Source organism: Psychrobacter sp. SZ93C1, assembly GCF_015864635.1.
Classification (GTDB): domain Bacteria; phylum Pseudomonadota; class Gammaproteobacteria; order Pseudomonadales; family Moraxellaceae; genus Psychrobacter; species Psychrobacter fozii.
In genome coordinates this window covers 230,697-255,784 of record NZ_JADYWY010000001.1, presented here as the reverse complement: position 1 = coordinate 255,784, position 25,088 = coordinate 230,697, and the positions used below count along the sequence as shown (strand labels likewise).

Sequence of the window (25,088 nt, the reverse complement as noted above, 5' to 3'; positions counted from 1 at the left end):
CTAACATTTGAAAATCATGCGTCGTTTGCCAGTAACTTTAAACCTGTCCAATCTGCACTCTGTGGATAATCACCGATCGGCGTACCTTTGATTATCAAGTTTGGCGCCAATTCTCGGAGCGGTATCAGTACAAAATTGCGCTCAGTCAATCCAACATGCGGTACGTTTAATTGCGGCTCTGCAATGCGCACATCACCATACAATAAAATATCGACATCGAGACTACGCTCTCCCCAATGTCGTATGCGAGCACGCATGGCTTGCGACTCTAACTGCTGGCAAAATGCAAGCAGCTTAAGCGCGGGTAACGTCGTCTCAAAACCAACAACCGCATTGACAAAATCAGGCTGATCTTGCGGCCCCATAGGAGCTGATGCATAAAATGAGGATACTTGAACATCACGTACCTGCTCATGCTCTCGCATCGTTGCAATTGCTTGCTGCAAATGCTCTGCTGGTGAGCCCAGCTCATTAGCGAGATTGCTACCCAAGCCCACATAGCAGGTAACCCAATCAGTATGATCCGTATTGTTATCCATATTAGGCATTTTCAATACTTGGCTGACGACGGCGACGCTTCGCTGGCACAGGACCTTTATTGTCACTTACGTTATTAGCAGTAGCCTTGCTATGAGATACTTGACTGGTTTTAGCAGCTTTGCTTTCTACCGCTTTTGCTGATTTTTTAGCTGTTGCAGGAGCTGTAACTTTCGCTACTTGCTTATGCTCTGACGGCTTCTTGGCTTTAGTATCTGCTTTATCAGCGGACTGAACTGCCGACTTAGGTACTTTTTTCGTATACTTAGCACTAGCAGTAGCTTGCTCGTTATTAGCCACTATTTGAGGCGTTACACTGTCTACAGTAGGCTCACGACGACGTCGCTTATGCGGTATCGGCTCATTATTCATACTTACTAGTGCAGGCGATCTGGCCACCGAACGAGTAATATGTGTTGTAGATACAGGCTGAGTCTCTGATGGTTTAGCTCTAGATGATGGAACACTATTTGAACGAGCCGGACGTGTACCTTCTACTCGCTCCGCCTTCTTAGCCGACGTGTTCTGAGTTGCTGCTTTTTGCTGCACAGGTTCATTAGAACGTTTAGACTTATCATTACCTGACAGTTGCTTTTGTAATGGTGGCACGACTTTCTCATGCTCTATAACAAATAACGGCGCAGGCTTAGAATGATGGCGTTTATTTGCAGTTTGGCTGCTAGTATTGGCAAGAGATAACTGCTGCAACTGGGCAAGCTCATTACTGTCTTGCTTTGCTTGCTGAAACTCATGGCTATTGCTTTGGTTGCTACCAGACTGCTTAGCAGGAGCTGATTGACTGGCAGCGCGGCGACGGCGTGCTGGAATATTTGACGCATCATTTACCATTGTCTGCTCATTCCTACCTTGCTCGGCACTGTTACTAGTTTTGCTTTGCTTGGTGTTTTTTTGATGAGAGACTGTGTTATCAACACTGTTTGACTCTGGCTTTTGACGATTGCGCCCACGACCACGCTGTCCTTGTTGCTTGTAGGCACCACGGCGAATATTCTCATCAAACTCATCGACAGCTTGCTCTTGGTCTTGCTCAGATAATGTCTGATACGTCTGCCACCAGTCGCCCATACCATTGGTAGACTCTGACAACGGATGCTCAGCATCACCGCATTGCTCGCGCAATAACAAAAAGTCAAAACCCGCACGGAAGCGTGGATGCTCAGAGAGCTGGACGATTTGTTTGCTACGTGGGGCGGCAAGTTTTGGCTGCAATACCCAAATATCACGGATAAACTGCTCTGCAAACTTAGGAATCGCGGTCTTAATACGTTGACGGTCAATCACTTTACCAGCAGCATGCATTTGTGCTTCAGCAAATGGCATATTACGTTTTTTAGCTTTTGCCAATTGATGGAGGTAGTTTTCCCACAATAGCGCGGCATAAAAGAACGCAGGATTGATACTTTTACCCGCTGCAATACGTTTGTCCGTATTGATGGCTACTTGTTTGACAAGCGCACTTGGCTCAGACGGTGGATAAATAATTAAGCTGTCAATCGCACCTGATTCAAACAATAACGGCAGCAGTGGCACTAGATAGCCACCCGTAAACATCTTTTGCGTTTCATCATAGAGGCGATGCGGTGATATTTGCTCAAGCAGCGCCCAATTACCATCATGAAACTGATCAGACAATGCCTCATCAAATTCAAAACCAAGCTTTGCCTTAAAACGTAAGGCACGTAATAACCGTACTGGATCTTCTTCTATACGAACGGGCGCATGGCCGAGCAGTCGAATGATTTTGTTATCAATATCTTCAAGCGCACCACAAAAATCATGAACCACACCTTTAAGCGGTTGATAATAGAGTGCGTTGATAGAAAAATCACGACGAGAGAAGTCCTGTTTGATATCACCCCAAACATTATCACGCAGAATCATGCCATCTTGATTGGTATTGGCATCACTCGTTGGCGGACCACGGAAGGTAGCAACCTCAATCAGTTCTCTGCCTGAATACACGTGCGCCAACTGAAAGCGGCGACCGATAATACGGCAGCGCTTACCAAAGACGTCTTTGATTTCATGCGGTTTGGCATCAGTGACCGCATCAAAGTCTTTTGGACGCAGACCCAATAAGGTGTCACGCACACCACCACCGACGATATATGCGTCAAACCCAGCTCGGGTTAAAGTGGCAATTACTTCAGTAATGGAATTGGGTAATTCAGATTTATTCAGTTCTAACTGCTTGGCGGCACGCTCGGCCATGCATCTACTCCTCGCCGGTATTCTTTGACCACCCCTGATGAACACAGCGTTTATCAGGCGGATGTACCCAGTAGTTTAACAAATTTTGGACGCAGTAGGTGTGTTATGACATTTACTTACGTGCTATTTTGTCAATATCGGGGTTAATTAAAGCAAAATAATGCCCTTAATCTTGTACGCTTAAACGTCCTCGATTTTTCTCAACGGTTTTTGCACCAATACCTTTGACCTTTGCCAACTCATCAATTGTCTTAAAGTTGCCAAACATCTCACGATATAAAATAATCGCTTGGGCTTTGCTACTACCAATACCATTGAGTGAAACCAACTCACCTTCGCTAGCACGATTGATGTTCACGGTATATTGCTCACGCGCTTGAGTTTTGGCATTTTCTTGTGACAACAGGTACTCATAGGCGCTTTGAGGATTATCAAAACAGGGCGCAGCATTAGTATTATCAAGCATCAGAATAGCCAAAACACAACCTAAAATAGCAGTTTTGGCTAGGCTAGCAAACGAGATTTTAGGATGAGCGTTCATGTTGTTTCGCCGCTTCCCATAATGCATCCATCTCTGTTATATCGCTGTCTTCCAAACGCTTGCCAGCTGCATCTAATTGCGTTTCAATATAACCAAAACGTGACTTAAATTTATGCACACACGTCAGCGTTGCTGTTTCTGCATCAAGATTTAATTTGCGTGCGACATTGACTAGGGCAAACATACAATCACCCAATTCTTTTTCGACTTCTCTGATATTGGCTTTGCTTATGTCATATTTAGCAGCTTCTTTAGATTTATCCGTCAACTCACTTTTTAGCTCGGCAATCTCTTCATCTAGCTTATCCACTGCCCCTGCAATACCTGCCCAATCAAACCCCAATTTTGAGGCTTGCTTTTGTACATCTTGTGCTTGCATGAGCGCACTGCCTACTTTGGTATTGTCTAATCGACGCTTTGGTTTACCGCGTGCCTCGCGTGCGTGCTGCTCCTCCGCTTTAATCTCATCCCAGCGTACTTTTACCGCTGCATCGTCTGTTAGGGTTTCGGCCTCAAACACGTGCGGATGACGACGAATCAGTTTCTCTTGTAAAGTAGTAATGACGTCGCTCATATCAAATCGGTCTTGCTCAGCATACATATGGCAATGAAACACCACTTGCAGTAGCACATCGCCCAGCTCGCCTTTGATATCTTCATCATCATCACTTTGTACCGCTTCGCCTAACTCATAAGCTTCTTCGATGGCATAAGGAATGAGGCTATGATTGCTTTGCTTTTTATCCCATGGACAATCAACTCGCAGCCGCGCCATCAATGCCAAGAGATCATCAAGCTGTCCTGTGGCTTCTGGTGTTCCTTGTACTGGTGCAGGTACTGTGATTTTATTGTCGAGAGTATTCATAAAGGAGGCTCTTATCGTTTTGTTTGTTATTTTATTCGGTGGCTTAGTATAAAGTTAATCAATAACTATTGGCGCGCGTTTGATTCATCATTGAGTGGTTAGTGTATCATTGAACTCTGATTGGCCTATAATTGTGCTATCTGCTTTATTATTTTACCACTGCTCACGCGCAAGGAATTTTTAACATTATGTCTACTTCTGCGACCATTAGCTATCAGCCAAAGACTGAATTCAATCCTATTACGATCAGCTCATTCAAAGCTTACGATATACGTGGTGAGCTTGGCGTTAATCTGAATGAAGAGATTGCTTACCGTATTGGGCGCGCCTTTGCGCAGATTCTATATCAGCGTCATAGTACAGTAGGTGAGACTCATGACAATGATATGACAAATCTAAAACCTGCCATTGTCATCGGTAGCGACATTCGCCATTCTAGTGAACAGCTTAAACAGGCTACCATAGCAGGTATTATTGATGCTGGTATTGATGTGATTGATTTGGGTATGACTGGTACTGAGGAGGTATATTTTGCCACCAGTCATTATCAGGCATTGGGTGGTATCGAAGTGACTGCCAGTCACAACCCTATCAATTATAATGGCCTAAAACTGGTCAAAGAACATTCAAAACCAATCAGTGCTGATGATGGTTTGGCAGAGATTCAGGCACTTGCAGAATCTGGCAAATTCACGACTGACAATCCATCAGGAAAACTAAAATTATTGACCGATAAAAGTGCTTATGTCGATCATGTCATGACCTTTATCGATACGGATAAACTAAAGCCACTCAAGCTGGTCATTAACTCAGGCAATGGCAGCGCTGGCCCAGTGGTTGATTTATTAATTGAGAAGCTAGCACAAGTGGATGCACCGATTGAAGTGATTAAATTACATCATGCCCCTGATGGCAGCTTTCCTAACGGCATTCCCAACCCTATGATCGAAGCCAATAGAGTGGCTACCCAGCAAGCCGTTTTGGAAAACAATGCTGATCTTGGCATTGCTTTTGATGGTGACTTTGATCGCTGTTTCCTATTCGATGAACGTGGCGAATTTATCGATGGTAGCTACATCGTTGGTATGCTTGCGCAAGCCTTTTTGAATAAATATCCAAGTGAATCAATCGTCTATGATCCGCGAGTGATCTATAATACCGAAGCGGTGATAGAAGAACACGATGGTAAGGCCGTCATCAGTAAATCTGGACACTCATTTATTAAGCAAGTCATGCGTGACTCTGGCGCGGTATACGGGGGTGAAATGTCTGCCCATCACTATTTCCGTGACTTCTTCTATTGTGATAGCGGCATGATTCCTTGGCTATTAACCATTGAGCTATTGTCCATCACAGGTAAAACCTTATCCGAATTGGTCACAGGCTATATTGCCGCCTATCCCAGCTCAGGCGAATTAAACTTTCACCTCACCACTCACGATGCATCGACGATTATTAGCGCTATTGAAACCAAATTCAGTAGCGAGCAACCAATTAAATCGACGCTTGATGGCCTCAGTCTAAACTTTGGCGAGTGGCGCTTTAATCTGCGTGCTTCAAATACTGAGCCGCTTATCAGATTAAACATTGAAAGTCGCGGCAATCAAAAATTGTTAGCCAATAAGGTACAAGAAATAAAGGAATGGTTAGCAGTACAAGGTGCTGTATCAGCGTAAATTCATACTGTTCAATAAGAATAGCTTTGTTTAAAAATCAAAAAAGGCTCGCTAATAATAATTAGTGAGCCTTTTTCATAAAAAATATTTTTAAGAAACTTACTTAGTGCGACCAATGCCCATATAGTCACCAACTAAGCTATTGATTTGCATTCTGGTCAACGCATTTTGCGCATCAAATACTGGCATGGCTTGCTGATTCATTTTTGCGATATCTAATTGATCTCGTGGCGACCAACTTACGATAAAAATTGCCTGAGCCTCATGAAGTTGCTCGTAAGGAGTGTCAATTAACTCAAGTAAGGGTTGCTGCTCATAGAGCACAGCAAGTTCGGCCTGCGCTTTGTCACTATAGACTATCGTACGAATATTATAAGACCACAACAAAGCCAATAATGGATGAATAGCTGAGCCAGCAGTACGTCCAGATCCTGCTTTATAGCTGCCACCCCAAACCATCACAGTTTTATTATCAATAAAGCCATCAAAATATTGCCAGAACTTACGGAATATCAGCTCTTTTTGGTCTTCGTTGATGTGCATAACTGACTGCAACAGCGGCATATTCAAACTGTGCGTTTGGCTTGACTGCTGTAATTTAGACAATTCAGTCGGGAGTGTATTACCACCGAAGCCCCAACCTGCTTGTAAGTAGCTGCTACCAACGCGTTCGTCCAGCCCCATAATACGACTAACTTGCTTGATATCGACCTGTTGGCTATCCGCCAAGCGTGACATCTCATTCATAAAACTCACTCGCGTCGCGAGCATCGCCATAATACTACTACGGGCAAATTCTATCGTCGCAATATCAGCGTGATGGGCGGCACGCGCGTGCTGCATTAAAGGTTTTAATACTTCTAGATGTTGACTACTGTTGGCGGTTTTTTCACCGAGTAACCATAATGAAGGATTTAACATCGAGCTATAAGCATCGCCGTCTTGCAAAAAGACAAATGGCAGATAGTATATCCAAGCACGCTGTAACTGCTGAGCCAGTGCTGAGACTTTCCCTAACTGCTCAATACCGCTCATAACTACAGGTAGCACCTGCTGATGGCTATGATTGAATGCCGTAATCCAGCTGGCTTCCGTCCATACTAATTTGATGCTATCTAAAAACAACCAGTAAAATGCTACAGTGCTTTGATTATCCACTTCGCCATGATTTGCCGATTCATAGCACTTTATTAACGTATCGGCACTATCGGGCAACGCTTTGCTGGTAATAACCTGCTGCTGCTCATACATCTGCCACAGCGCTTGTAAATGATGCTCAAAGCCATATTGCTGTATCTGCTGAGTTAATAAATCCATATCCGCATACAAATGGATGCGTTGACCTAAGCTTGCCAGCACCACGGCACTGGTAATGGCTTCAATACTATGACCAACCAGCACACAAACTGGATTGCTATTAGCACCTTGTGGCTTAGCCACATGCATATATTTGGGAGTATTATCATTTATAGAATCAGCGCTCATAAGCTTACCTTTTCACTTTATTAATGTATCGGCAGCAGAATTAAGACAGCTGTCTAATGCGTTGTAGCAGCTGGTCAGTAGAGGTGTCGAATTGTCCTTGAGACTCTTGCTGCGTGTGTTGCATCGCTTGATGTACGGACTCTGCCATTTGCTTACCCATCTCCACGCCCCATTGATCAAACGGGTTGATATCCCAAATACTGGCCATGACGTAGACCTTATGTTCATAAAGCGCAATCAGCGCTCCCAAACTATGCGGCGTCAGCTCATCGATCAAAAGCGTGGTTGATGGCTGATTGCCACGGTAGTATTTATACTTGTCCGCAGCAGAAGCTACTTGAACCTCAGACTCTTGGAGCGCAGCATTGCCAAACGCCAGTACCCGACTTTGCGCCAAACAATTGGCTAAAGACAGTTCATGCTGCTGTTGTAATGAGGCGTTTTTCACTTCGCCACTATAGCGCCGCACGCAAGCGATAAAATCACAAGAGACTTGCTGTGTTCCTTGATGTAGCAATTGGTAAAACGCATGCTGAGCATTGGAGCCAATCTCACCCCATAGAATCGGGCACGTATCATAGTCAATATGATCGCCATGCTGGGTAACGGACTTACCATTACTTTCCATTTCTAACTGAGTTAAGTAGCTTGGCAAATAGCTGAGACGACCATCATAAGGTAATACGGTATGAGCGTTCACCTGTAAAAAGGTACTGTTCCAAACGGCAAGCAGCCCTAATAATACCGGTAGGTTCTCCGAAAAATCAGCCTGTGCAAAGTGCTCGTCCATACTGTGCGCACCAGCCAATAACTCTTTAAAACCAGACATACCAATACGAATAGCAATGGCCAATCCAATCGCCGACCATAAAGAGAACCGACCACCGACCCATTCCCAAAGTTGTAGCTGATGCTCAGGATGAATCCCCCAAGCACTCATTTTCTTACTATTGGCTGATATTCCAATAAAGTGGCGGCGTAACACACTGTCTTCAGTGCCTGCACGCAGCTTAGCAGTGGCAAGCAACCAGGATAATGCTGTCTTAGCATTGGATAGGGTATCAACGGTACCAAAGGATTTGGATGAGATAATAAATAAGGTTGTCTCAGGATTTAGATGTTTGAGCAAGTTATCAAGCTGAGTACCATCCATGTTGGACACAAAATGAACTTCAATCTCGGTGTCTGCCCATTCATCAAGCGCAGTCGTTGCCATGAGTGGTCCAAGATCAGAACCACCAACGCCAATATTGACCACATCAGTGATAGCCTTACCTGAAAAACCACGCCATGTACCACTACGAACCCGCTCAGATAGTCTCGCTACCTGCGCTAAACTGTGATGTACATCAGCAACGATATTTTGATTTTCAACTTGTAAAGTCGCTGTTTCTGGCAGACGTAGCGCCGTGTGTAGCGCTGCACGCTCTTCACTGGTATTTACCAAGGCGCCCTGCATAAGCGCGTCAATACGTGTCGATAATTCACAGCTCTCTGCTAGCTGAAATAGAGTTGATAGTATCTGCTCATCAATACATTGCTTGCTATAGTCCATGTACAGCGCGCCAGCTTGCATGCTAAAGCGTGCAGCACGACTGTCATCCTGTGCAAACAGCTGTGCAAGCGACCATGGCTGCTTAGCAAGCATCTGTAGTTGCTGCCAGTATTTAGAACGGCGAGCACTGTGATAGATTATGTCGTCTTTGATATCAACCATCAGCTATTTATCTTCTGCTAGTTGCTGCTCGGCGAAATAGATAAATGCCTGCACATATGAGCGCATATCGCCTGCATCATAGCTATTTCCACGCATCGTCGTGACATTCACTCCGTATTCACTAATCAATGCATCAATAGCATCCGTCAGCTGAATCTCACCACCGACTGAGGCTTTAGTATTGGCTAAGTAATCAAAGATATGGTTGCTAAATACATAGCGCCCTACCACAGCCAGATTGGAAGGAGCATCAGCTAAGTTGGGCTTTTCGACAAAACCAGCTACTTTAAAGCTAGTGTTAATGTCTGATTGCTCATCAATATTACTGGCATCGCTCAGCTTAGCAATACCGTATTTATGCACATCTTCATCGGCAACATTATCGACCAATATTTGTGAATGGTTATCTTTGCTAAAAGCATCCATCATAAACGCTAAGTTATCGGCAGACATATCACCAGTAAATGGGTCGAGCACGACATCAGGCAACAATACAGCAAAGTCATGCTCTCCGATAATGGGTCGAGCAGCGAGTACCGCATGCCCCAACCCTAAAGCTTTACCCTGACGTATCATCGATACTGTCACATCCTCTGGTAGCCAGTTTAAGCTATCAGCTAGCACTTCTTTGCCTTTCGCTCTAAGCTGGCTGTCAAGCTCGGCATTGATATCGAAGTAGTTTTCAATCGCACTTTTTTGCGCATGACCGACCAAGACGATATGCTTGATACCCGCAGCGATTGCCTCTTCGACGACGTAATGAATAGCAGGACGATTGCCAAGCGGTAGTAGCTCTTTTGGCACGGATTTAGACAATGGCAGCATACGAGTGCCAAAGCCTGCGACAGGTATAACGGCGTGGGTGATGTTAGGTCCAATCATATAAACAAAGCACCTTATTAAGGAAAAATTTTATCTTTTGAGAGAATATCATTATTTCAAAAGTAAAAAATAGTAATAATTAGAATAGGCTATGATAGAGCTCTTGCATGAATCATCGCTAGTCCTTGTGCCTCCATTGGTGGAAGTCAGTGGACTGGTACTTTCGCAAGAGGTTTAATAAAATATAGTTTGAAATTTATACTTCTTAGCCTTCAAGGTTAGAATGAGTAGCTCTCTCAGCCAATAACTTCTTAATAATGTCTTCTACTTCAACTTTTTCATTCTTATCAAAATCAAAATACTTAGGATACAGAATATAGGCAGCAGCAAGAATCTCTTCTACAGTTCGCTTTACTTTACGCCGAGAGTTTGGCTGACGAGCATCCGTAACTCCCCAGCCAGAATAAAAAGGACAACCAAGAGTTGTTACTGGTATATTCCTGAGTAATGCTTCAAATCCTGCTTGGGAAGTTATCGTATATACATGATCGATTGTTTCTAGTGACTGAGCAAGTGGGATGTCATCGACTAATACTTTACAGATGTTTGCCACTTCTTTTGGATCTGAAAGCATTCTACGCTTTTGAAGTAAAACATCTGGATGAGGTTTATAAATTACTTGGGAAGTAGGATTTTCACGTACGGCCAAGCGCACTAAATCATTATTAGTGATAGGAACAGAACAACCATACTTGATAGAGGCATCATCTTCAACTTGCCCAATCACTAAAACTCGGTTTTTAGTTTTTTCTCCGTAAATGCCATTAATATCAACATCCGAATTATGGTTGTATTTGCTTATCCCAGTATCAAGTAAAACATTCTTTAGTCGTATAGCACGGGCCATTAACTCTGAGTTTGAGGCAAAGTCGTAAGTATTAAGAGTATCTTCTAGAGTAGATGCTTGTTGTGCATTGAAATAAACCGTTTTAGAATCAAAATTTAGTGACATAGGTGGAGTATGTTCAGAACCCAAACCTATTGAACGTATAAAACCATCTTCGACATACGTAACTTTTGCACTACTGTCTTTAATGACTTTAGGTAAAGTCATACCCCAAACTAAAACCTCAATATTATTATCGATAATATGAGGCAGATACTTTCTTTTAAGTAAAGATTCATTCAGGTTTATAGGGATATATACAATTTTTTTATTTGGATAAAAGCTCTCTAAGTAAGGTTTTTTCCACTCTTTGATATTAAAGGCAAAAATAGTTCTTTGTGGATCAATTTTGAGATTTTTTCGGTTGTTGAAAAAATCCAGGAAAAACTGTTTAGGATTTAATACTAATTTTCTGGTTAAGCGATATAATACCATTGAAAACCTATTAAGTAATTTCTATAAATAAAACTTGAAAACTCGTAAAATATCTACAGTCATACATTTAGAAATAGTTAAACCTTTAACTTACCCTCAAAATTCAGGCCAGCAAAAGCTGACCTGACAATATAACGTTATAAAAACATTAATTAAATATAGTTCTGCATGAAACGGACACCTGATCGCTGTGCATATTTTCGAACTAGATCAGCAGCTTGATTTAATGCTCTATTTTCACTTGTTGCAACCCGAGAAATCTTCCGCTCTGTTTCAGGCCAAGGTCTGCCAAATAGTGAATTGGTATATTGAACCTGTGCCATCAAACGATGATTACTGATCGGGTTAGCCCCTTTGTGTAGAGCACTTGTGTCTACTAAAAAAACTGTTCCTGCTGGACCAACAATATTAACTTCATTATCCATTAGCCCTGACTTGATTACTGCGCCATCTGTATGCCGACCATCTGACCACATTTCTGAGGGTCTATTACGGTGTGTACCCGGAATCAATGTATGTGGACCAGACTCCATATCAACATCTGTAAGGTATATGAAAAGTTTCACAAACTGCAAGCGATGCATATCATGGTGGTAGAGCTGTGCCGTATCTGAAAGTTCTCTTTGTGATTTAACTTTTCGTGCTGAATTTAAGAAAGCGACAGGAGTGTTAAAAATTGGTGGTACACCCATATACTCTTGAACCATTGCTAACAATATAGGGTCACTTGAAATTTCATACAGTTCTTCAAACGTAGTTAATGGGCCGTGCTTTCCTTTAATCTGTAAAGGAGCATCGTCCGTTCCAAAAATAGCCTTTCCAACATCACTTCCATGATCAGCTTCCATGCTATTCAAAACTTTGTTTTTCAGTCTCTCAACAATTTCAGCAGGCACTTGAAGTTTAGTTTTGTAAAAGCCATGATGCTTTAGATGGTAAAGTCCTGTCTTAACAGTATTAATGGCATCGATATCTTCACCAAAAATAGTCTGTGAAAAATCATATTCTGTCTTACCGATATGATCAGCCATCACATTACTGAATACACGATTGCTACGCCCTTCAGTTTCACTAAAAGCTTCTCGAAAGCGCATATAAGTCAGTTCATCATTGATACCTGTTTTAGCATAGCGCTCATAGCCTTCAAGCACCTTGCGTACTGTCCAAGAAGGGCTGAGATAATTATCAAGATTCATGGATAAATCTTGGGCAGCGCTTGCCTCAAGTCGAACACTATAGTCCCGAGCTTCAATCAGTAGCTTGTCAATCGGCTGATACATCAGTAATCCTTGTAATTGAATCGATCAGTTTGAGTCTGCATGCGTTTCAACAAATGCGTCAACAATTCGTTTAACAACCCAGTCTGAAACATGACGCCCATCATCTTCACGGAAACTCTCAGGAGCGTTGTGCATGACAATCTCATATGATGGAAAGTATGAAACCTGTTCGTATTCTCTAGCAATTTGTCCAATTGCTGCTCGAAGTATTCCTTTACCTTCAGAGTTTGCAACTAAAATATCGTTATCAGAAAAAGTACGAGCTAAACTAACCGGAGATAATGTAAAAACAATTTGGGCATTTGGTCTAACCGTTTTAATAATTTCAGTAATTCTTTTCAAGTTATCATAATTTTCAGAAAACGTAGACATATGAAATTCTGTTTCAGCTTCTCCGGCACCACCTGAATAGCCAGGCTTTTGACAAGCGATTTTTCCACTAGATAGATTTCGGAAAACTTCTGCCATACCAAAGGTTATGATAAACAAGTCAGCCTCTCTGATTCCCTTATCGATAGCAGTGTTGCAATGAGATACTGCTTCTTGAAGGTCTTCCGGTGTACGTCCTATCACCATACGGCGGTAAGGATCCTGATATACCTTATTGCCACCCCAATAAGGATCTTTATTAATAGTCCAGTAATCATCTTCCGATTGCTTCCACTCTCCAATATGCCGCTCAAATTCTTGGCGAACAGTGAAACTATTAAAGTAATCCATATGAGGCCGACTTGGAAGACGATCAATTTTGAAACGTTCAGTATCCATTACAATGTTTTGCATTGGTGGACCAACTTCAAAACCTTGACCGTTCAGTGCTGTACGTATTCGTTCTGCAAAACAACTACCAACAGCAAAGATCTTATCATCTTTTTTAAAAATTGGCTTTGTAGTTGTCGTTAGTAGATTATTTTTGAAGTGTGTACTCCATCGTGGGTTTGGCTTCTCTCTAGCCTGTATTTTATTAAGCCTGACTATATGACTATCAGAAATATCAATCTCTGGTATTTTACTCATTTTAAGTATTTCCCTTTATCAAGTTATTAATATTGAAAGTAATGCTTACATTGTATGAATGATGCAGAATAAGGTTGATGAAGTCAAGATAATGTATTTTAACTAATAACGACAAGGTTACAGTTTACTAGGAATTTATAATCTTACATTCACATAGTAAGACTCCTAATTTAGACAATACGGATATTTGCATATCAGCTGCTATTTTGAATCTATAAATGTAAAAAACTACTTTAGTTTATGACGCAACTTTAAATATCTCTTCTCGAATTTTTCATTCTTGTTATTTAGTGAAAATGCTAGCTTAAACGACTCTAAAGCCTTTAACTCATTACCTTCTTCTATTTGCATATTACCTCTAGCATAATAAGCTCTAGCATAGTTCGGGAATTTTTGAATCAAAGTATCTAAAATATGTAGACTGCTCTTCTTATCATCTAGCATCCTGAGAGCATGTGAGTACTTGAATAAATAATCTGCATTATTAGGAGCTACTATGATAGCTCTCGCTAAATAACTCATCGCTAATTGATACTCTTCTTTTTGTAGATAACTGTCTCCAACCATATATAAAGCACTTTCGAAAGCAGGAAACGTAATGAGTATTCTTTTGGCGTAAAAAATAGCCTTGTCAAAATTAGCAGAACCAAAATTTTGGTGTGCTTTAGCAAGGTCAGCAAACAACTCGTCATCGTATAGATTGAAATTTCCTAAGTTTGAAAACAGCTCTTTTTCAATCATACCCGTAGAGACAAACTTCATCAACAATGTATATAGTTTACTAGAACGTGAAATTACAGAAGGTACGTAATGATCAGTTCCTAATAATGAGTAAACTTTAACGTTTTCAAAACCCCTTATATAACCTGCATTGATCAAATCTTTAGGCGTAGACTCACCTATTATCATATGTATCGTTTTATCAAAATTCTCTATTTTTTCCAACAGAAACTCTTTCTTTACTATATCTCGTTCTAAATTCTGAATACTTCTAGAATGCTGCTCTCTTAATATAATCTCAGCTGGAAATGATAGTATATTCGCATTTAGTTCTATGCCATAGTGAATGGCTGCATGACCACCCATGCTAGTTCCGACAGTGTATATCTCTTCAACCTCTAAATGGTCTATCCAATTTTTGAGACACACCATTGTCTTATCCAAGCTTGTTCCTAAGCTTGGTATGCCATTTAGATACCATTGATTGGAAGGATCGTTTACAAAAATCACATTCTCATCAATTTCTCTTCCTAGTTGCCAAAAATTAAACTGATTTTCTTTCATATTAATTGCAGAAAAGAAAATAACTAACTTTGACGAACCCGATCTGACAAATATAGAATGATTATCACCTTTCAAAGGTGTTGGAAATGCACTGTTACTCATCATTCAACAACTTATCGAGTATTCTTTCATAGCCATGCTCATCAATAATTGTCTTTAGATTTTGTCTATGTGATTCAATTAGGCTAGGCTCACTCAAGAAACTTCTTAGATTCTCTGCAAACTTAGCATCATCAAGTTCATCAAAGTTTGAGACATACATCATCCCGCCTAACTCATCCCAACCTATGCATTGATTTATTTGATTATCAGCAATAGGTATTAACAGTGCTGGAATACCAAGATAGGCAGCTTCAAATATAGTAGTACCACCACCCAAAATTGCAAAACTACAGGTAGACATTATCTCTGCCATATTTTCAGGGCTGACCATAAGCTCAATATCTTTAGAGCTATTTGATCTTATCCAATTAGATATCTCTCCAATATTTTCATTTTTATCACTAACTACTATCGTTAGCTTCCAATTCTTGTCTGCAATAATTTGATAGAATTTTCTTAAAATGTAGAGAATAGCACCTCTATCACTACCGCCACCAAAAGTCATCAAGATTCTTTTTTGCTTATAGCATTTTTTGAGCTCAGAATTAAAAAATATTGGTCGCAATATACAATATTGAGGGCCTAATAAAAACTCTACATCATTATATAAAACATCTTTTTTATAGAATTCCGCTCTTTCATGTGGGCTACCGTTTACTACCAGATTAGCCGCAAAATTTTGCTTTTTACTGGCGTCATATTGCTGAACGATTCTTACGTTTTCTTCGCGCAATCTTTTCTGATGTTCTCCATCAGATCTATAATCATCGATGATAATATATTTTGAGTTATACTTTTCCAAAATACTAAGATGAAAATCGGCTTCACTTTCAGAGCTTAACCAACTCTCTCGAGAAATCCATTCGAAAAAATTGGTTTCGTCAGCTTTATCTTTTAAGCTAAGAGGTGGTCCAATCATAATAACGCCATATCCTCTTTTACGTAGCTCTGCAGCAAGCACTCTACACCTAACCAAATGGCCAAATCCAACGTTAGCACTTGCTGAACATCTTATAACGACTATATCCAATTTATAATCCTATTCAATAATTTCTAATGCAAGTTTTCTTACATTCTGATCGCCTTTAGTTAAATAATGATTTACATCTTTATTAAACCAATATGGAGGGTACAGTACTTTATTAGTAACGGGTCTTGAATGATATCTATAGTCTGTCGTAAACAAACTACTTCCCATATAAAAAAGCCATAATGCTGACTTGTATTTTAACTCATCATCAAATTCAAGCTCAACCTCACCTTTTAACATTTGTTCAAAATGTAGCCTATTACTTGGCGAAGGGTGCCCGACTGGATAATCAACTGTTCCGAAATGTCCACATAAAATAGCGGGAATATCCATCACACCTAGCTCAATACTAGACGTACCGTTATAAACGATTGCAAAGTCTATTAAATCCTTCAAATCATGCATTTTGAACCAATTATGGTCTAGAAATATTATATTTGGGTTTTCTTTCTCAATAATATCTCTAAATACCGCATTACCAAATGTTGAAATTTGCTGGTTCAACTCGTGTGGATGAGGTTTAATAAGTAGTAAAGTATCTGTGCCATCAACGGTTTCAATCGAATGATTAATCCAGTCTTTCATATTTGAATGTGCAGCTCCTCCATCAAACGGCACTCCTGAATCATAGACAACCTTGCCAAATGCACAGACTACCTTTTTACCAGATGCTCTCCAGTTATTGATATACTGAATGGTAGCCCTCTTCTCAACAGAGTCATCATCATAAGAGACAGATCTCTTTACATTGGTAACACCACTTACTGTCTCTAAAATATCTTGAGCACGATATTTGTTTTCTCTATAGAAAACTTCAAACTCTTCTGGCAATGGGAAGCTAGCTGACCTTGTATGAGGATATTTTGTCATATTTCTAACAACACACTTAGACGATATATTAGTAGAGAAGTTAGAAAAATAGTTCTGATAGCCGTTTGCAGAGTGTATACAAAAGAAATCCTTGGGATCTCCATATTGCTCACAATAAAAACGATAAAGCGCATCTGGTAATCTTGCATTAAACTGTACAATAAACCCAATTCTTAGCCCAATATCATCTTTCAGTTTATGAATATTGTCTAAAACAGTCGCTGCCGATTTTGTTGTAGTGTAAATATTTTCTAAGTAAATATTTAATGCCGGGCAAGTGTAATCTACGTCATAAATACGTTTGTTGATAGCTGACTCTTCCCATAAAACATGGGATAGATCAATATCTTTCCACTGCATTTTACCTTGATTCAAACTCATATCGAATTCTGTATCAAGTTCAAGCTTAGAGTCCCTCTTTATTTCTCGATTCATCGTTATGACATCGATGAACTCATTAATGTATACATTGTTCGTTTTTTCTGTCGGCAAAAGACCTTCTGATAAAGGTATGACGGCCCAACCAAGTCTTTTAAGTTCCATGAGAAGAACGATAGGTGTTTTTCTCAACTGCTCTATAGATCTTGGAGTAATAAAAATTACTCCCTGTGGATTCTTGGGCTGTGGAATACTTTGATACAGTATGGCTGTATCCTTCAAAAATTTAAGCTCGCCTGACCGTTTGACCAATGACCAACTAGTATACGGACATAAATTATGACTCCGAGATAAGAGAGAAATGTGAACTCCTCTAGTTATCTCTTCTGCTTCTTCAAACTTTTTAAGTCTATGAAGAATTTTTACATAAGAAAGAGCACTCTTTGACTCTTTTACCTTTCTTGGCTGCTTAGAGAAGAACTTATAAGCTAATTGATACTCTTCTGCCAATATGGCCCAATCCAAGAAATGCTGGATATCGGATGCGTGCTGAGGCTCTTTATCACCCAAGCTCAATATTTTTTTGGATATTTCGTAATTCTCTTTATCATCTTCCATAAGTGCAAAGGCAGCAGTCCATACTGTTGACTGACCTGTATCTGACATTGCGATCTGAATAATTGCCTCTTTCGCAGGTCTATATATATCATACTGGCCCAAAGACCTTCCGACATTCATAACTGCTCTTAGAGTTTTTACATTTTTCAAGGTTGGATCTAACAAAGATTGACTAACAAACTCGTTAATTTCATCTTCTAATGAGATATACAACGATATCGCTATCTCATAATTCCTATGATAACTCGGAAGACGCCTAATACCCTCTCGTCTAAAGGCATAAATGACTTTTAGCTTTTTATCTAGCGTTTTGGATTTGTCAAATGCTAACTGACATATATTTAGATAATCATGATGAAGCTTACCCTGTAAATACGGCTCGGCATAGAACAGAATAAGGTCAGAGGTTAACTCAGGATCTTCTAAGTCATGATCAGACAACAAAAACTCTAACTCATCGTAGTTTTTACTTTTTAAATTATCACCATCTGCCCATTTCATATTTTCTCTTGCTATAAGATCGAGAACTCTCCAAATCTTTAGCAAGGCAACTAATTGCTTATCTCTGACTTTAATATTTTTAGCTTTATTTAACTTTAGTTTTACAACTTTGTTTGAAATAAGATCAGATGCTTCTTCAAATCTTTCTTGCTTAGCCAAAGAGACAACTGTCAAATATATCAGTAAAATACTATCGGGATTGATGTCTAAGAATCTTTTTGCAACTGCACCCAAGTCTTTTAAACTTTCTTCTGAGTTTAGTAGCTCTTCAAGATGTAAACCGTATTTTCTTTGAGAAGTAACCCGTAGCTGCTCATTGCTTACCAGCTCTTGCAATGTTTCTTCTATATCCTGACTATGACTCTGATTCACCTTAGTGATTAAAAAGTCTTTTGCCTTGAAAAACTCTAATTCTTTAGCTTTTAAGAACTCTTTTGCTTTTGAGAACTCTTTAGAATCCAAGAGTTCTTTTACTTTTGCAAACTCTTTCTTCTCTAAAAAACTGTTCGTCTCCAAGATTTCTTTCGCTTTAGAAAACTCTTTAGAGTTTAAAAGACTTTTTTTTGCTTTCTTGAGCCAGTAATGAGTCATAATCAATTCTCTAAGTTATTCCAATCTAACGGTGTGCCTATACTCATATCTGATGCAGCCCTTTTGCCAATTACTTCATCAAAATATTTCGGTGATAAACCATGTCCCGGTCTTATTCTTCTTACATTTTCAGTTGTAATCAATTCACCAGCTTTAATATCATTAACAACATAAATAGATCTTCTATTTTTTCTTGCTAATGTATCAGCATCACTTACTCCGTAAGATACGCAGCCCATAGCTTCAGCAGCAGTTTTACATTCAATAACAAGCTGCTTAAACTGACTCGGTGTTAATGAAAATGCTGCATCAATGCTACCCTCATCATCTTCTAGCTTAAAATGTTTTTCAATAACAGTTGCACCCAATGTTGTAGCAGCTATAGCGGCTCCTATCCCTAACGTATGATCAGACAAGCCTACCTGGCAACCAAATAGCTCTTTCATATGAGGAATTGTTCTTAAATTTGCTTCTGATGCAGGAGCTGGATAACTACTAGTACACTGTAAAAGCGTCAGCTGAGAGCAGCCATTTTTCAGAGCTGTATTCACAGCTAAGTCTATTTCAGAAATAGAGGCCATACCAGTAGAGATAATCATTGGTTTCTTGGTTTGAGCAACATATCTAATCAAAGGAATATCGACACATTCAAAAGAAGCAATTTTGTAAGCCGGAACACTTAACGATTCCAGAAGGTCTACTGCCTCTTCATCGAAAGGAGTACTAAAACATAAGACATTTTTTTCACGTGCTCTGTCAAATATAGCCTTGTGCCATTCATATTTTGTTTGAGCTTCTTCATATAAGTCGTAAAGTCTTCTGCCGTACCACAATGACTTTTTATTAGTTACCTTGAAATGATCGTGATCTAAATTTAAGGTCATCGATTCTGGTGTGAAGGTTTGCAACTTCAGAGCATCTACACCTGTTTGTGAAGCATGATCGACGATCTTTAGTGCCTGTTCTAATGAGGCCCCATGGTTCCCTGACATTTCTGCAATGATAAATGGAGTTGGATCATTTTCTTTAGAGTCACCTTTATATAGAACTTCCTTTAATGTATTCATTTCAACTCCTTATTTGCATTATAAGTATTTCTCATATCAACTAAAGCCTCTTTTAAGTTGAAATTAGGCGTCCAATTTAATTGAGTCTCTATTTTTTGAGTTGATAAAAAATTATCCTCGTTTTTAATTTTTATACTTGAGATTATTTCAATATTACCAGTATTATCAAAAACTTCATTTACTGTTTCTGCTATTTCTAAAATAGAATATGCTTTACCACCACCAATATTAAAAGTACCTTCTGCTTTTTTAGTGATGGACAATATTATTGCTTCGACAACATCTTTAACATAAACTTCATCCAAGTAAAATTCGTTGTCTTGGGCGGTAAGCTTTTCTTTTTCTCTAGCTAGCTTTATAAACCTCATTAAGACTGGAGAGTCCTTTTCTCCCACACCAAAACACTGAGACAGTCTAAATATAGTACTTTTGACATTATTTTTTCGACAGTAATAGACGACCAGCTGCTCCCCCATCAACTTTGACAATCCATATATAGTATTAGGATGTGTAACAGTATCTTCTAAGTATGGCGTTTTATCTATTTCGGAATATATTCCAATGGTAGAAGTCAGAACAACCTGACTGATTTTTGCCTCACATGCTGCTAAAAGCAAGTTTTCAGTCATCTTTACATTGGAGTCAATAAAGCCACTTAGCTTAGGTTCTTCTTCACTTCTGGTTAATCTTTGACCAGCCAAGTGAACTAGCACATCATCTTCTTGGAAAATATTTACTAGACTATTTAGCTCATAGTCTGTCTGAACAAAACTTACGCTTTGATTCTCACTGTTTTTCTCATTACTTCTCGTCAAGCAGATAATTTCAAAATGCTGCTGAGCGGATTCAACTAGATACCTACCGATAAAACCTGTCGCACCTGTGACTATGAGTCTCATTCATCTTCCCACTTATCTTTCTGAAATTCAGAAATATAGTAACCTACTACTTCTTTTTTGCCATTGATAATATTAATCGCTTCTCCATTAGAGTATCTATATTCATGATATAGAGCACCTACTGGAATAGGGAAGCATTTATCTTCAAATGTTTGATTCGGCTTTGAATGTTGAAAAATCAATTCGTAGTATTTGTTGTCTTTCAGCTGCACACGCTGCATACTTTGATGCTTATTTAATAGCGCCTCAATTGTTTCTACTAGAAAACTTCTATTGGTAGCATGCTGAATAAGTCTCCACATGTGACAGCCATCCAATCTCGGAGCTATTTCGATAATTTTGACTCCGTTTGTAGTCGCTTTCATTTGAAAATATAAAGGTCCGTTTTCAATTTTTAATGCTTTTACTACATTAGAAACCAATTCAACAGCTTCTTTCTTAGTATCTTCGTCAATGTTTACGCAAGGAATTAGATGCCCTTTTGGTATACCAAAGTATTCATCGTTATAAGTTAGACGTTCAGATAGTATGTCAAATACAATTTGGCCATTTGAAACTAGCACATTACATGATATCTCCACTCCATCTAGAAAGTCTTCGATCACTGCAGTGTTGTTTGACGAAAATTGTTTAGCCTCTATGACTGAGTTCTTTAGTTCATAAGCACTATTAACTTTTTTTACGCCTCGCTGACCTTGCGCATTAGATGGCTTTACAATACATGGGAACGTATTCCATTTGTTGCTGTCATCCACGTCATCAACTTCTACATAGTTAACAATACTGAGCTTCATGTTATTTAAAAAACTTCTCAAATCTTGCTTATTATCAAGTAATCGGATTAGCTCTTCTGAATAAAAAGTAGGCAAGTTGAGTTTGCTAGACACCTGCACTACTGATTTAATCGCTGTATCTGATGATACTGAATATACTAAGTTAACATCATTATCTGCTGCTATCTTTGAGACTGCTTCAATATCACGAATGTCAACTTCATAGAATTTGTCTGTGTATTTAACCCCCACTTCATCAGATCTATTTGAACAACCAATAACATACCAACCCAACTCTTTCATTGTTTTGATTAAATCAAGCTGCCCTGAGTTTGTACCCAGAATTAATATTGTATTATTCATTGTTTATCCTATCTATTTATTAGCTGATACATATATTCGGCTCTTTCCCAATCTTCTAATGTATCAATATCTTGTACGAAATGTCTTGGTATAACTATTCCAGCACTATCAGAGCCAAACATATTTTTTGTAGAGGTGGTTTGTAGATTTCTCCAGTAGAACTGACCTGCATCTTGATAAGCCTCTTCCAAATCTTGGCTACGGCTATTAAAATTTTCTGGCCAAAACATTTCGCATCGATCATCACGCCCTAACTTAAAAGTTCTTTGTATAGGAAATGGCATCGTTGTACAGCTAAATACATTTACAGCATCTGAGCTCTTTAACTTGTCATAACCTTCCACAAGATATCTTTCTTGGAGAAGTGGTGCTGTAGCATAGATTGTACAGAGATAGTCATAGTCAAAATCACTTTCTTTCAGATACTCTAGGAAATGATTAATAACATCCTTAGTGGTTGCAAAGTCATTACTGATGTCTTCAGGCCTTAAAAAAGGAACTTCAGCCCCATACTCTTTTGCTACAGATGCAATCTCTTCGTCGTCTGTAGATACGATCACCTTGTCAAAGCAGCCACTTTTCAAAGCTGCTTCAATAGAATAAGCAATAATCGGCTTTCCAGAAAAGTTTTTTATATTCTTCCGAGGAATACGTTTGCTTCCGCCACGAGCAGGAATCAAAGCTACACTACTCATATGAGAATACTCCTTAGCGTTTTTACTACATATTCTTGCTCTTGTTCTGAAAGGTCAGGATACATAGGTAAGCTAATTGCCTGTGCATAGTATGACTCTGCCTCAGGAAAATCCCCTACCGTAAACCCTAGGTTTTGTTGATAGTAAGGTTGAAGGTGTACAGGGATATAATGAAGGTTAACACCAATATTTGCAGCCCGTAAATCATCGAACACTTCTTTATGGGTTCTTCGAACCTGCTTAGTTTCAATACGTATCACGTAAAGGTGTAACCCCGAATATCCGTCTGAATGTTGATAAGGAGTTATTACAGGTAGATCAGCCAATAAGCTATCGTATTTTCTAGCAAGTTGATGACGTTTTTCAGTAATAGTACTAAGACGTTTAATCTGAGAGGCACCTAACGCAGCTTGCATTTCAGTCATTCGATAATTAAAACCAAGCGTAATTTGTTGATAGTACCAAGAGCCATCTGGTTCATGGGTCATTAAATCAGTGTCACGAGTAATACCATGACTACGTAACAATTCCATTTTTTGTGCTAACTCTTCACTTTTCGTGGTCGCTAAGCCGCCTTCAGCAGTCGTAATTATTTTGACTGGATGAAAGCTAAAAATCGTAATATCCGAATATTGGCAGTTACCTATTGGCTCGTTTTTATATTTACCACCTATAGCATGTGAAGCATCTTCGATAATAGAAAAGCCATACTCTTTAGAAAGTTGATATATACTATCCATATCACAAGGCTGACCACATAAATGCACAGGAATCACTACCTTCGGTAATTTACCTTGCTCTTTAGCAGTTTTAAGCTTATGTTTTAGAGACTGAATAGATAAATTATAGGTTCTTGGATCAATATCCACGAAATCAACTGTAGCACCACAATACAAAGCACAGTTTGCAGATGCTACAAACGTAATAGGTGTCGTCCAGACAATGTCATCCTTGCCCACGTCTAAAGCCAAACACGCAACGTGGAGGGCCGAAGTAGCACTGTTCATTGCCAAAGCATATTCAACATTACAATGCTTTTTGATTGCATTTTCGAACTCTGGTACTTTAGGGCCTTGCGTTAGATAATCAGACTTGAGGACATTGACGACTGCGTCAATGTCCTCCTCTGTAATATTTTGGCGACCATAGGGAATAAAATTCATTAGATTTTACCAATATTATCTTTGTTCTTTTGTATCCAAGATTCTAGCTCTTCTCTTGGCATCCATTCAGTATTATTATCACTTGAATAGACAAAGCCTTCTGGAACTAATTTACCATCTTTTACTCTTTCAGGTGAATGACCCCAATTGTTGATAGTGGGTAAGATTTTAAAGTGTTCAGGGTACTCATAAGTATAATAAGAATCTTCAGCACCAATCATTTGCTCATGTAGTTTTTCACCAGGTCTAATACCAACCACCTTAGTGGTAGCTTCTGGTGCTACAGCTTTTGCTACATCCATAATATTCATTGATGGAATTTTTTTAACGTAAATCTCACCACCTTCCATATCTTCAAAAGCATGCCATACAAGCTCAACACCTTCTTCCAAAGTAATCATAAAACGTGTCATACGATCATCAGTAATAGGTAGCTCGCCTCTTTCTTTAATTGACAAAAAGAAAGGAATTACTGATCCACGTGATCCCATCACATTCCCATATCTTACGACAGAGAATTTGGTCATGTGCTGTCCGCTATAAGCATTTCCTGCTACAAATAATTTATCAGAAGTGAGTTTAGTAGCACCGTATAGATTTATAGGACTACTTGCTTTATCAGTTGATAACGCAACTACGCCCTTAACACCTTTATCTATGCATGCATCAATTAGGTTCATTGCCCCATGTACATTTGTTTTTACACATTCAAAAGGATTATATTCTGCCGTAGGTACGATTTTAGTTGCTGCTGCATGAACAACGTAATCTACTCCATCTAAAGCACGATATAAACGTTCTTTATCACGAACATCACCAATAAAGAACCTTACTCGATCATCACCTTCAAATAGCTTAGCCATTTCCCATTGCTTCATTTCATCTCTTGAGAAAATGATTATTTTCTTAGGATTATACTTTTCGAGCGTCATAGGGATAAATTTATGGCCGAATGAGCCAGTTCCACCTGTTACTAATATAGTTGAATTACGAAGCATGTTATTTTTCCTCAAGTATTTATATATAAATTTTAGTAAAAACACTCTTATTTTATGAGTGCCAGTATATCCTTTCAGTATAGTTCTCGCAGTTACCCTGCATACCTATATCTTAGAAAACATTATAAAAAATCTTAAATTAGAATTTAAAAAAATATGATAAATCTATACCAATTATTATAAAAAATGAAAATCTATCTATT

General features: G+C 39.2%; 20 protein-coding genes. 1 reads left to right on the top strand and 19 read right to left on the bottom strand.

Translation table 11 applies throughout. The annotated features are described in order from the left end of the window. Positions 1-14 precede the first annotated feature (14 nt). The 4 genes from folK to mazG form a co-directional block, all read right to left on the bottom strand. Positions 15-539, bottom strand: a complete 525-nt coding sequence (gene folK / locus I6E83_RS01115) for a 2-amino-4-hydroxy-6-hydroxymethyldihydropteridine diphosphokinase (RefSeq protein WP_413787039.1) — start codon at positions 537-539, stop codon at positions 15-17. Between the two features lies 1 nt (position 540). After that, on the bottom strand, positions 541-2,769 hold the full coding sequence (gene pcnB / locus I6E83_RS01110) for a polynucleotide adenylyltransferase PcnB (RefSeq protein WP_197099638.1): 2,229 nt from the start codon (positions 2,767-2,769) through the stop codon (positions 541-543). Positions 2,770-2,935: 166 nt separating this feature from the next. After that, positions 2,936-3,310, bottom strand: a complete 375-nt coding sequence (locus I6E83_RS01105; RefSeq protein ID WP_197099637.1) for a ComEA family DNA-binding protein — start codon at positions 3,308-3,310, stop codon at positions 2,936-2,938. Continuing rightward, complete coding sequence (gene mazG / locus I6E83_RS01100) at positions 3,294-4,175, bottom strand: nucleoside triphosphate pyrophosphohydrolase (protein ID WP_197099636.1); 882 nt, start codon at positions 4,173-4,175, stop codon at positions 3,294-3,296. Before mazG ends, I6E83_RS01105 begins: the two co-directional genes overlap by 17 nt. A gap of 188 nt (positions 4,176-4,363) precedes the next feature. Here mazG and I6E83_RS01095 point away from each other — a divergent pair, with 188 nt between their 5' ends. Then, complete coding sequence (locus I6E83_RS01095) at positions 4,364-5,851, top strand: phosphomannomutase CpsG (RefSeq protein WP_197099635.1); 1,488 nt, start codon at positions 4,364-4,366, stop codon at positions 5,849-5,851. Between the two features lie 99 nt (positions 5,852-5,950). On the opposite strand, the gene I6E83_RS01090 is transcribed toward I6E83_RS01095, so the two are convergent. From I6E83_RS01090 to pseB, 15 genes are all read right to left on the bottom strand, one after another. Further along, positions 5,951-7,297 (bottom strand): UDP-glucose/GDP-mannose dehydrogenase family protein, encoded by a 1,347-nt coding sequence (locus I6E83_RS01090; protein WP_413787043.1) that lies wholly within the window; start codon positions 7,295-7,297, stop codon positions 5,951-5,953. Positions 7,298-7,376: 79 nt separating this feature from the next. Further along, positions 7,377-9,053: a glucose-6-phosphate isomerase gene (gene pgi / locus I6E83_RS01085; protein WP_197099633.1), complete on the bottom strand. Its 1,677-nt coding sequence runs from the start codon at positions 9,051-9,053 to the stop codon at positions 7,377-7,379. A gap of 3 nt (positions 9,054-9,056) precedes the next feature. Further along, complete coding sequence (locus I6E83_RS01080) at positions 9,057-9,935, bottom strand: UTP--glucose-1-phosphate uridylyltransferase (protein ID WP_197099632.1); 879 nt, start codon at positions 9,933-9,935, stop codon at positions 9,057-9,059. A gap of 205 nt (positions 9,936-10,140) precedes the next feature. Beyond that, positions 10,141-11,256, bottom strand: coding sequence for a hypothetical protein (locus tag I6E83_RS01075; protein ID WP_197099631.1), 1,116 nt, complete (start codon positions 11,254-11,256; stop codon positions 10,141-10,143). A 152-nt stretch (positions 11,257-11,408) separates the two neighbouring features. Further along, on the bottom strand, positions 11,409-12,536 hold the full coding sequence (locus I6E83_RS01070) for a phytanoyl-CoA dioxygenase family protein (RefSeq protein ID WP_197099630.1): 1,128 nt from the start codon (positions 12,534-12,536) through the stop codon (positions 11,409-11,411). A 24-nt stretch (positions 12,537-12,560) separates the two neighbouring features. Then, positions 12,561-13,553 (bottom strand): GSCFA domain-containing protein, encoded by a 993-nt coding sequence (locus I6E83_RS01065; protein WP_197099629.1) that lies wholly within the window; start codon positions 13,551-13,553, stop codon positions 12,561-12,563. A 228-nt stretch (positions 13,554-13,781) separates the two neighbouring features. Further along, entirely contained in the window at positions 13,782-14,939 is a 1,158-nt protein-coding gene (locus tag I6E83_RS01060) for a tetratricopeptide repeat protein (protein WP_197099628.1), read from the bottom strand. Then, the gene (locus tag I6E83_RS01055; protein ID WP_197099627.1) at positions 14,932-15,969 is read right to left on the bottom strand and encodes a PseG/SpsG family protein; all 1,038 of its coding nucleotides are present in this window, start codon (positions 15,967-15,969) and stop codon (positions 14,932-14,934) included. The genes I6E83_RS01060 and I6E83_RS01055 overlap by 8 nt, the downstream gene beginning before the upstream one ends. 9 nt (positions 15,970-15,978) lie before the next feature. Then, positions 15,979-18,927: a hypothetical protein gene (locus tag I6E83_RS01050; RefSeq protein ID WP_197099626.1), complete on the bottom strand. Its 2,949-nt coding sequence runs from the start codon at positions 18,925-18,927 to the stop codon at positions 15,979-15,981. A 2-nt stretch (positions 18,928-18,929) separates the two neighbouring features. Then, the gene (pseI, locus tag I6E83_RS01045) at positions 18,930-19,994 is read right to left on the bottom strand and encodes a pseudaminic acid synthase (protein ID WP_197099625.1); all 1,065 of its coding nucleotides are present in this window, start codon (positions 19,992-19,994) and stop codon (positions 18,930-18,932) included. Then, a complete protein-coding gene (locus tag I6E83_RS01040; RefSeq protein WP_197099624.1) occupies positions 19,991-20,893 on the bottom strand; it encodes an NAD-dependent epimerase/dehydratase family protein in 903 nt (300 codons plus the stop codon). The genes pseI and I6E83_RS01040 overlap by 4 nt, the downstream gene beginning before the upstream one ends. Then, entirely contained in the window at positions 20,890-22,029 is a 1,140-nt protein-coding gene (locus I6E83_RS01035; protein WP_197099623.1) for an ATP-grasp domain-containing protein, read from the bottom strand. The genes I6E83_RS01040 and I6E83_RS01035 overlap by 4 nt, the downstream gene beginning before the upstream one ends. An 8-nt stretch (positions 22,030-22,037) precedes the next feature. After that, positions 22,038-22,724, bottom strand: a complete 687-nt coding sequence (gene pseF / locus I6E83_RS01030; protein ID WP_197099622.1) for a pseudaminic acid cytidylyltransferase — start codon at positions 22,722-22,724, stop codon at positions 22,038-22,040. After that, positions 22,721-23,887, bottom strand: a complete 1,167-nt coding sequence (gene pseC, locus I6E83_RS01025; RefSeq protein ID WP_197099621.1) for a UDP-4-amino-4,6-dideoxy-N-acetyl-beta-L-altrosamine transaminase — start codon at positions 23,885-23,887, stop codon at positions 22,721-22,723. Before pseC ends, pseF begins: the two co-directional genes overlap by 4 nt. Further along, on the bottom strand, positions 23,887-24,885 hold the full coding sequence (gene pseB, locus I6E83_RS01020; RefSeq protein WP_197099620.1) for a UDP-N-acetylglucosamine 4,6-dehydratase (inverting): 999 nt from the start codon (positions 24,883-24,885) through the stop codon (positions 23,887-23,889). Before pseB ends, pseC begins: the two co-directional genes overlap by 1 nt. Positions 24,886-25,088 lie beyond the last annotated feature (203 nt).

What these genes read in the sequence shown, in the direction of transcription:
- mazG (WP_197099636.1), bottom strand. Translation starts at nt 4,175, where the DNA reads ATGAATACTCTCGACAATAAAATCACAGTACCTGCACCAGTACAAGGA.
- folK (WP_413787039.1), bottom strand. Translation starts at nt 539, where the DNA reads ATGGATAACAATACGGATCATACTGATTGGGTTACCTGCTATGTGGGC.
- I6E83_RS01040 (WP_197099624.1), bottom strand. Translation starts at nt 20,893, where the DNA reads ATGAGACTCATAGTCACAGGTGCGACAGGTTTTATCGGTAGGTATCTA.
- I6E83_RS01060 (WP_197099628.1), bottom strand. Translation starts at nt 14,939, where the DNA reads ATGAGTAACAGTGCATTTCCAACACCTTTGAAAGGTGATAATCATTCT.
- I6E83_RS01095 (WP_197099635.1), top strand. Translation starts at nt 4,364, where the DNA reads ATGTCTACTTCTGCGACCATTAGCTATCAGCCAAAGACTGAATTCAAT.
- pgi (WP_197099633.1), bottom strand. Translation starts at nt 9,053, where the DNA reads ATGGTTGATATCAAAGACGACATAATCTATCACAGTGCTCGCCGTTCT.
- I6E83_RS01090 (WP_413787043.1), bottom strand. Translation starts at nt 7,297, where the DNA reads ATGCATGTGGCTAAGCCACAAGGTGCTAATAGCAATCCAGTTTGTGTG.
- I6E83_RS01070 (WP_197099630.1), bottom strand. Translation starts at nt 12,536, where the DNA reads ATGTATCAGCCGATTGACAAGCTACTGATTGAAGCTCGGGACTATAGT.
- pseC (WP_197099621.1), bottom strand. Translation starts at nt 23,887, where the DNA reads ATGAATTTTATTCCCTATGGTCGCCAAAATATTACAGAGGAGGACATT.
- pseF (WP_197099622.1), bottom strand. Translation starts at nt 22,724, where the DNA reads ATGAGTAGTGTAGCTTTGATTCCTGCTCGTGGCGGAAGCAAACGTATT.
- pseI (WP_197099625.1), bottom strand. Translation starts at nt 19,994, where the DNA reads ATGAATACATTAAAGGAAGTTCTATATAAAGGTGACTCTAAAGAAAAT.
- I6E83_RS01075 (WP_197099631.1), bottom strand. Translation starts at nt 11,256, where the DNA reads ATGGTATTATATCGCTTAACCAGAAAATTAGTATTAAATCCTAAACAG.
- pcnB (WP_197099638.1), bottom strand. Translation starts at nt 2,769, where the DNA reads ATGGCCGAGCGTGCCGCCAAGCAGTTAGAACTGAATAAATCTGAATTA.
- I6E83_RS01050 (WP_197099626.1), bottom strand. Translation starts at nt 18,927, where the DNA reads ATGACTCATTACTGGCTCAAGAAAGCAAAAAAAAGTCTTTTAAACTCT.
- I6E83_RS01035 (WP_197099623.1), bottom strand. Translation starts at nt 22,029, where the DNA reads ATGAATAATACAATATTAATTCTGGGTACAAACTCAGGGCAGCTTGAT.
- pseB (WP_197099620.1), bottom strand. Translation starts at nt 24,885, where the DNA reads ATGCTTCGTAATTCAACTATATTAGTAACAGGTGGAACTGGCTCATTC.
- I6E83_RS01080 (WP_197099632.1), bottom strand. Translation starts at nt 9,935, where the DNA reads ATGATTGGACCTAACATCACCCACGCCGTTATACCTGTCGCAGGCTTT.
- I6E83_RS01065 (WP_197099629.1), bottom strand. Translation starts at nt 13,553, where the DNA reads ATGAGTAAAATACCAGAGATTGATATTTCTGATAGTCATATAGTCAGG.
- I6E83_RS01105 (WP_197099637.1), bottom strand. Translation starts at nt 3,310, where the DNA reads ATGAACGCTCATCCTAAAATCTCGTTTGCTAGCCTAGCCAAAACTGCT.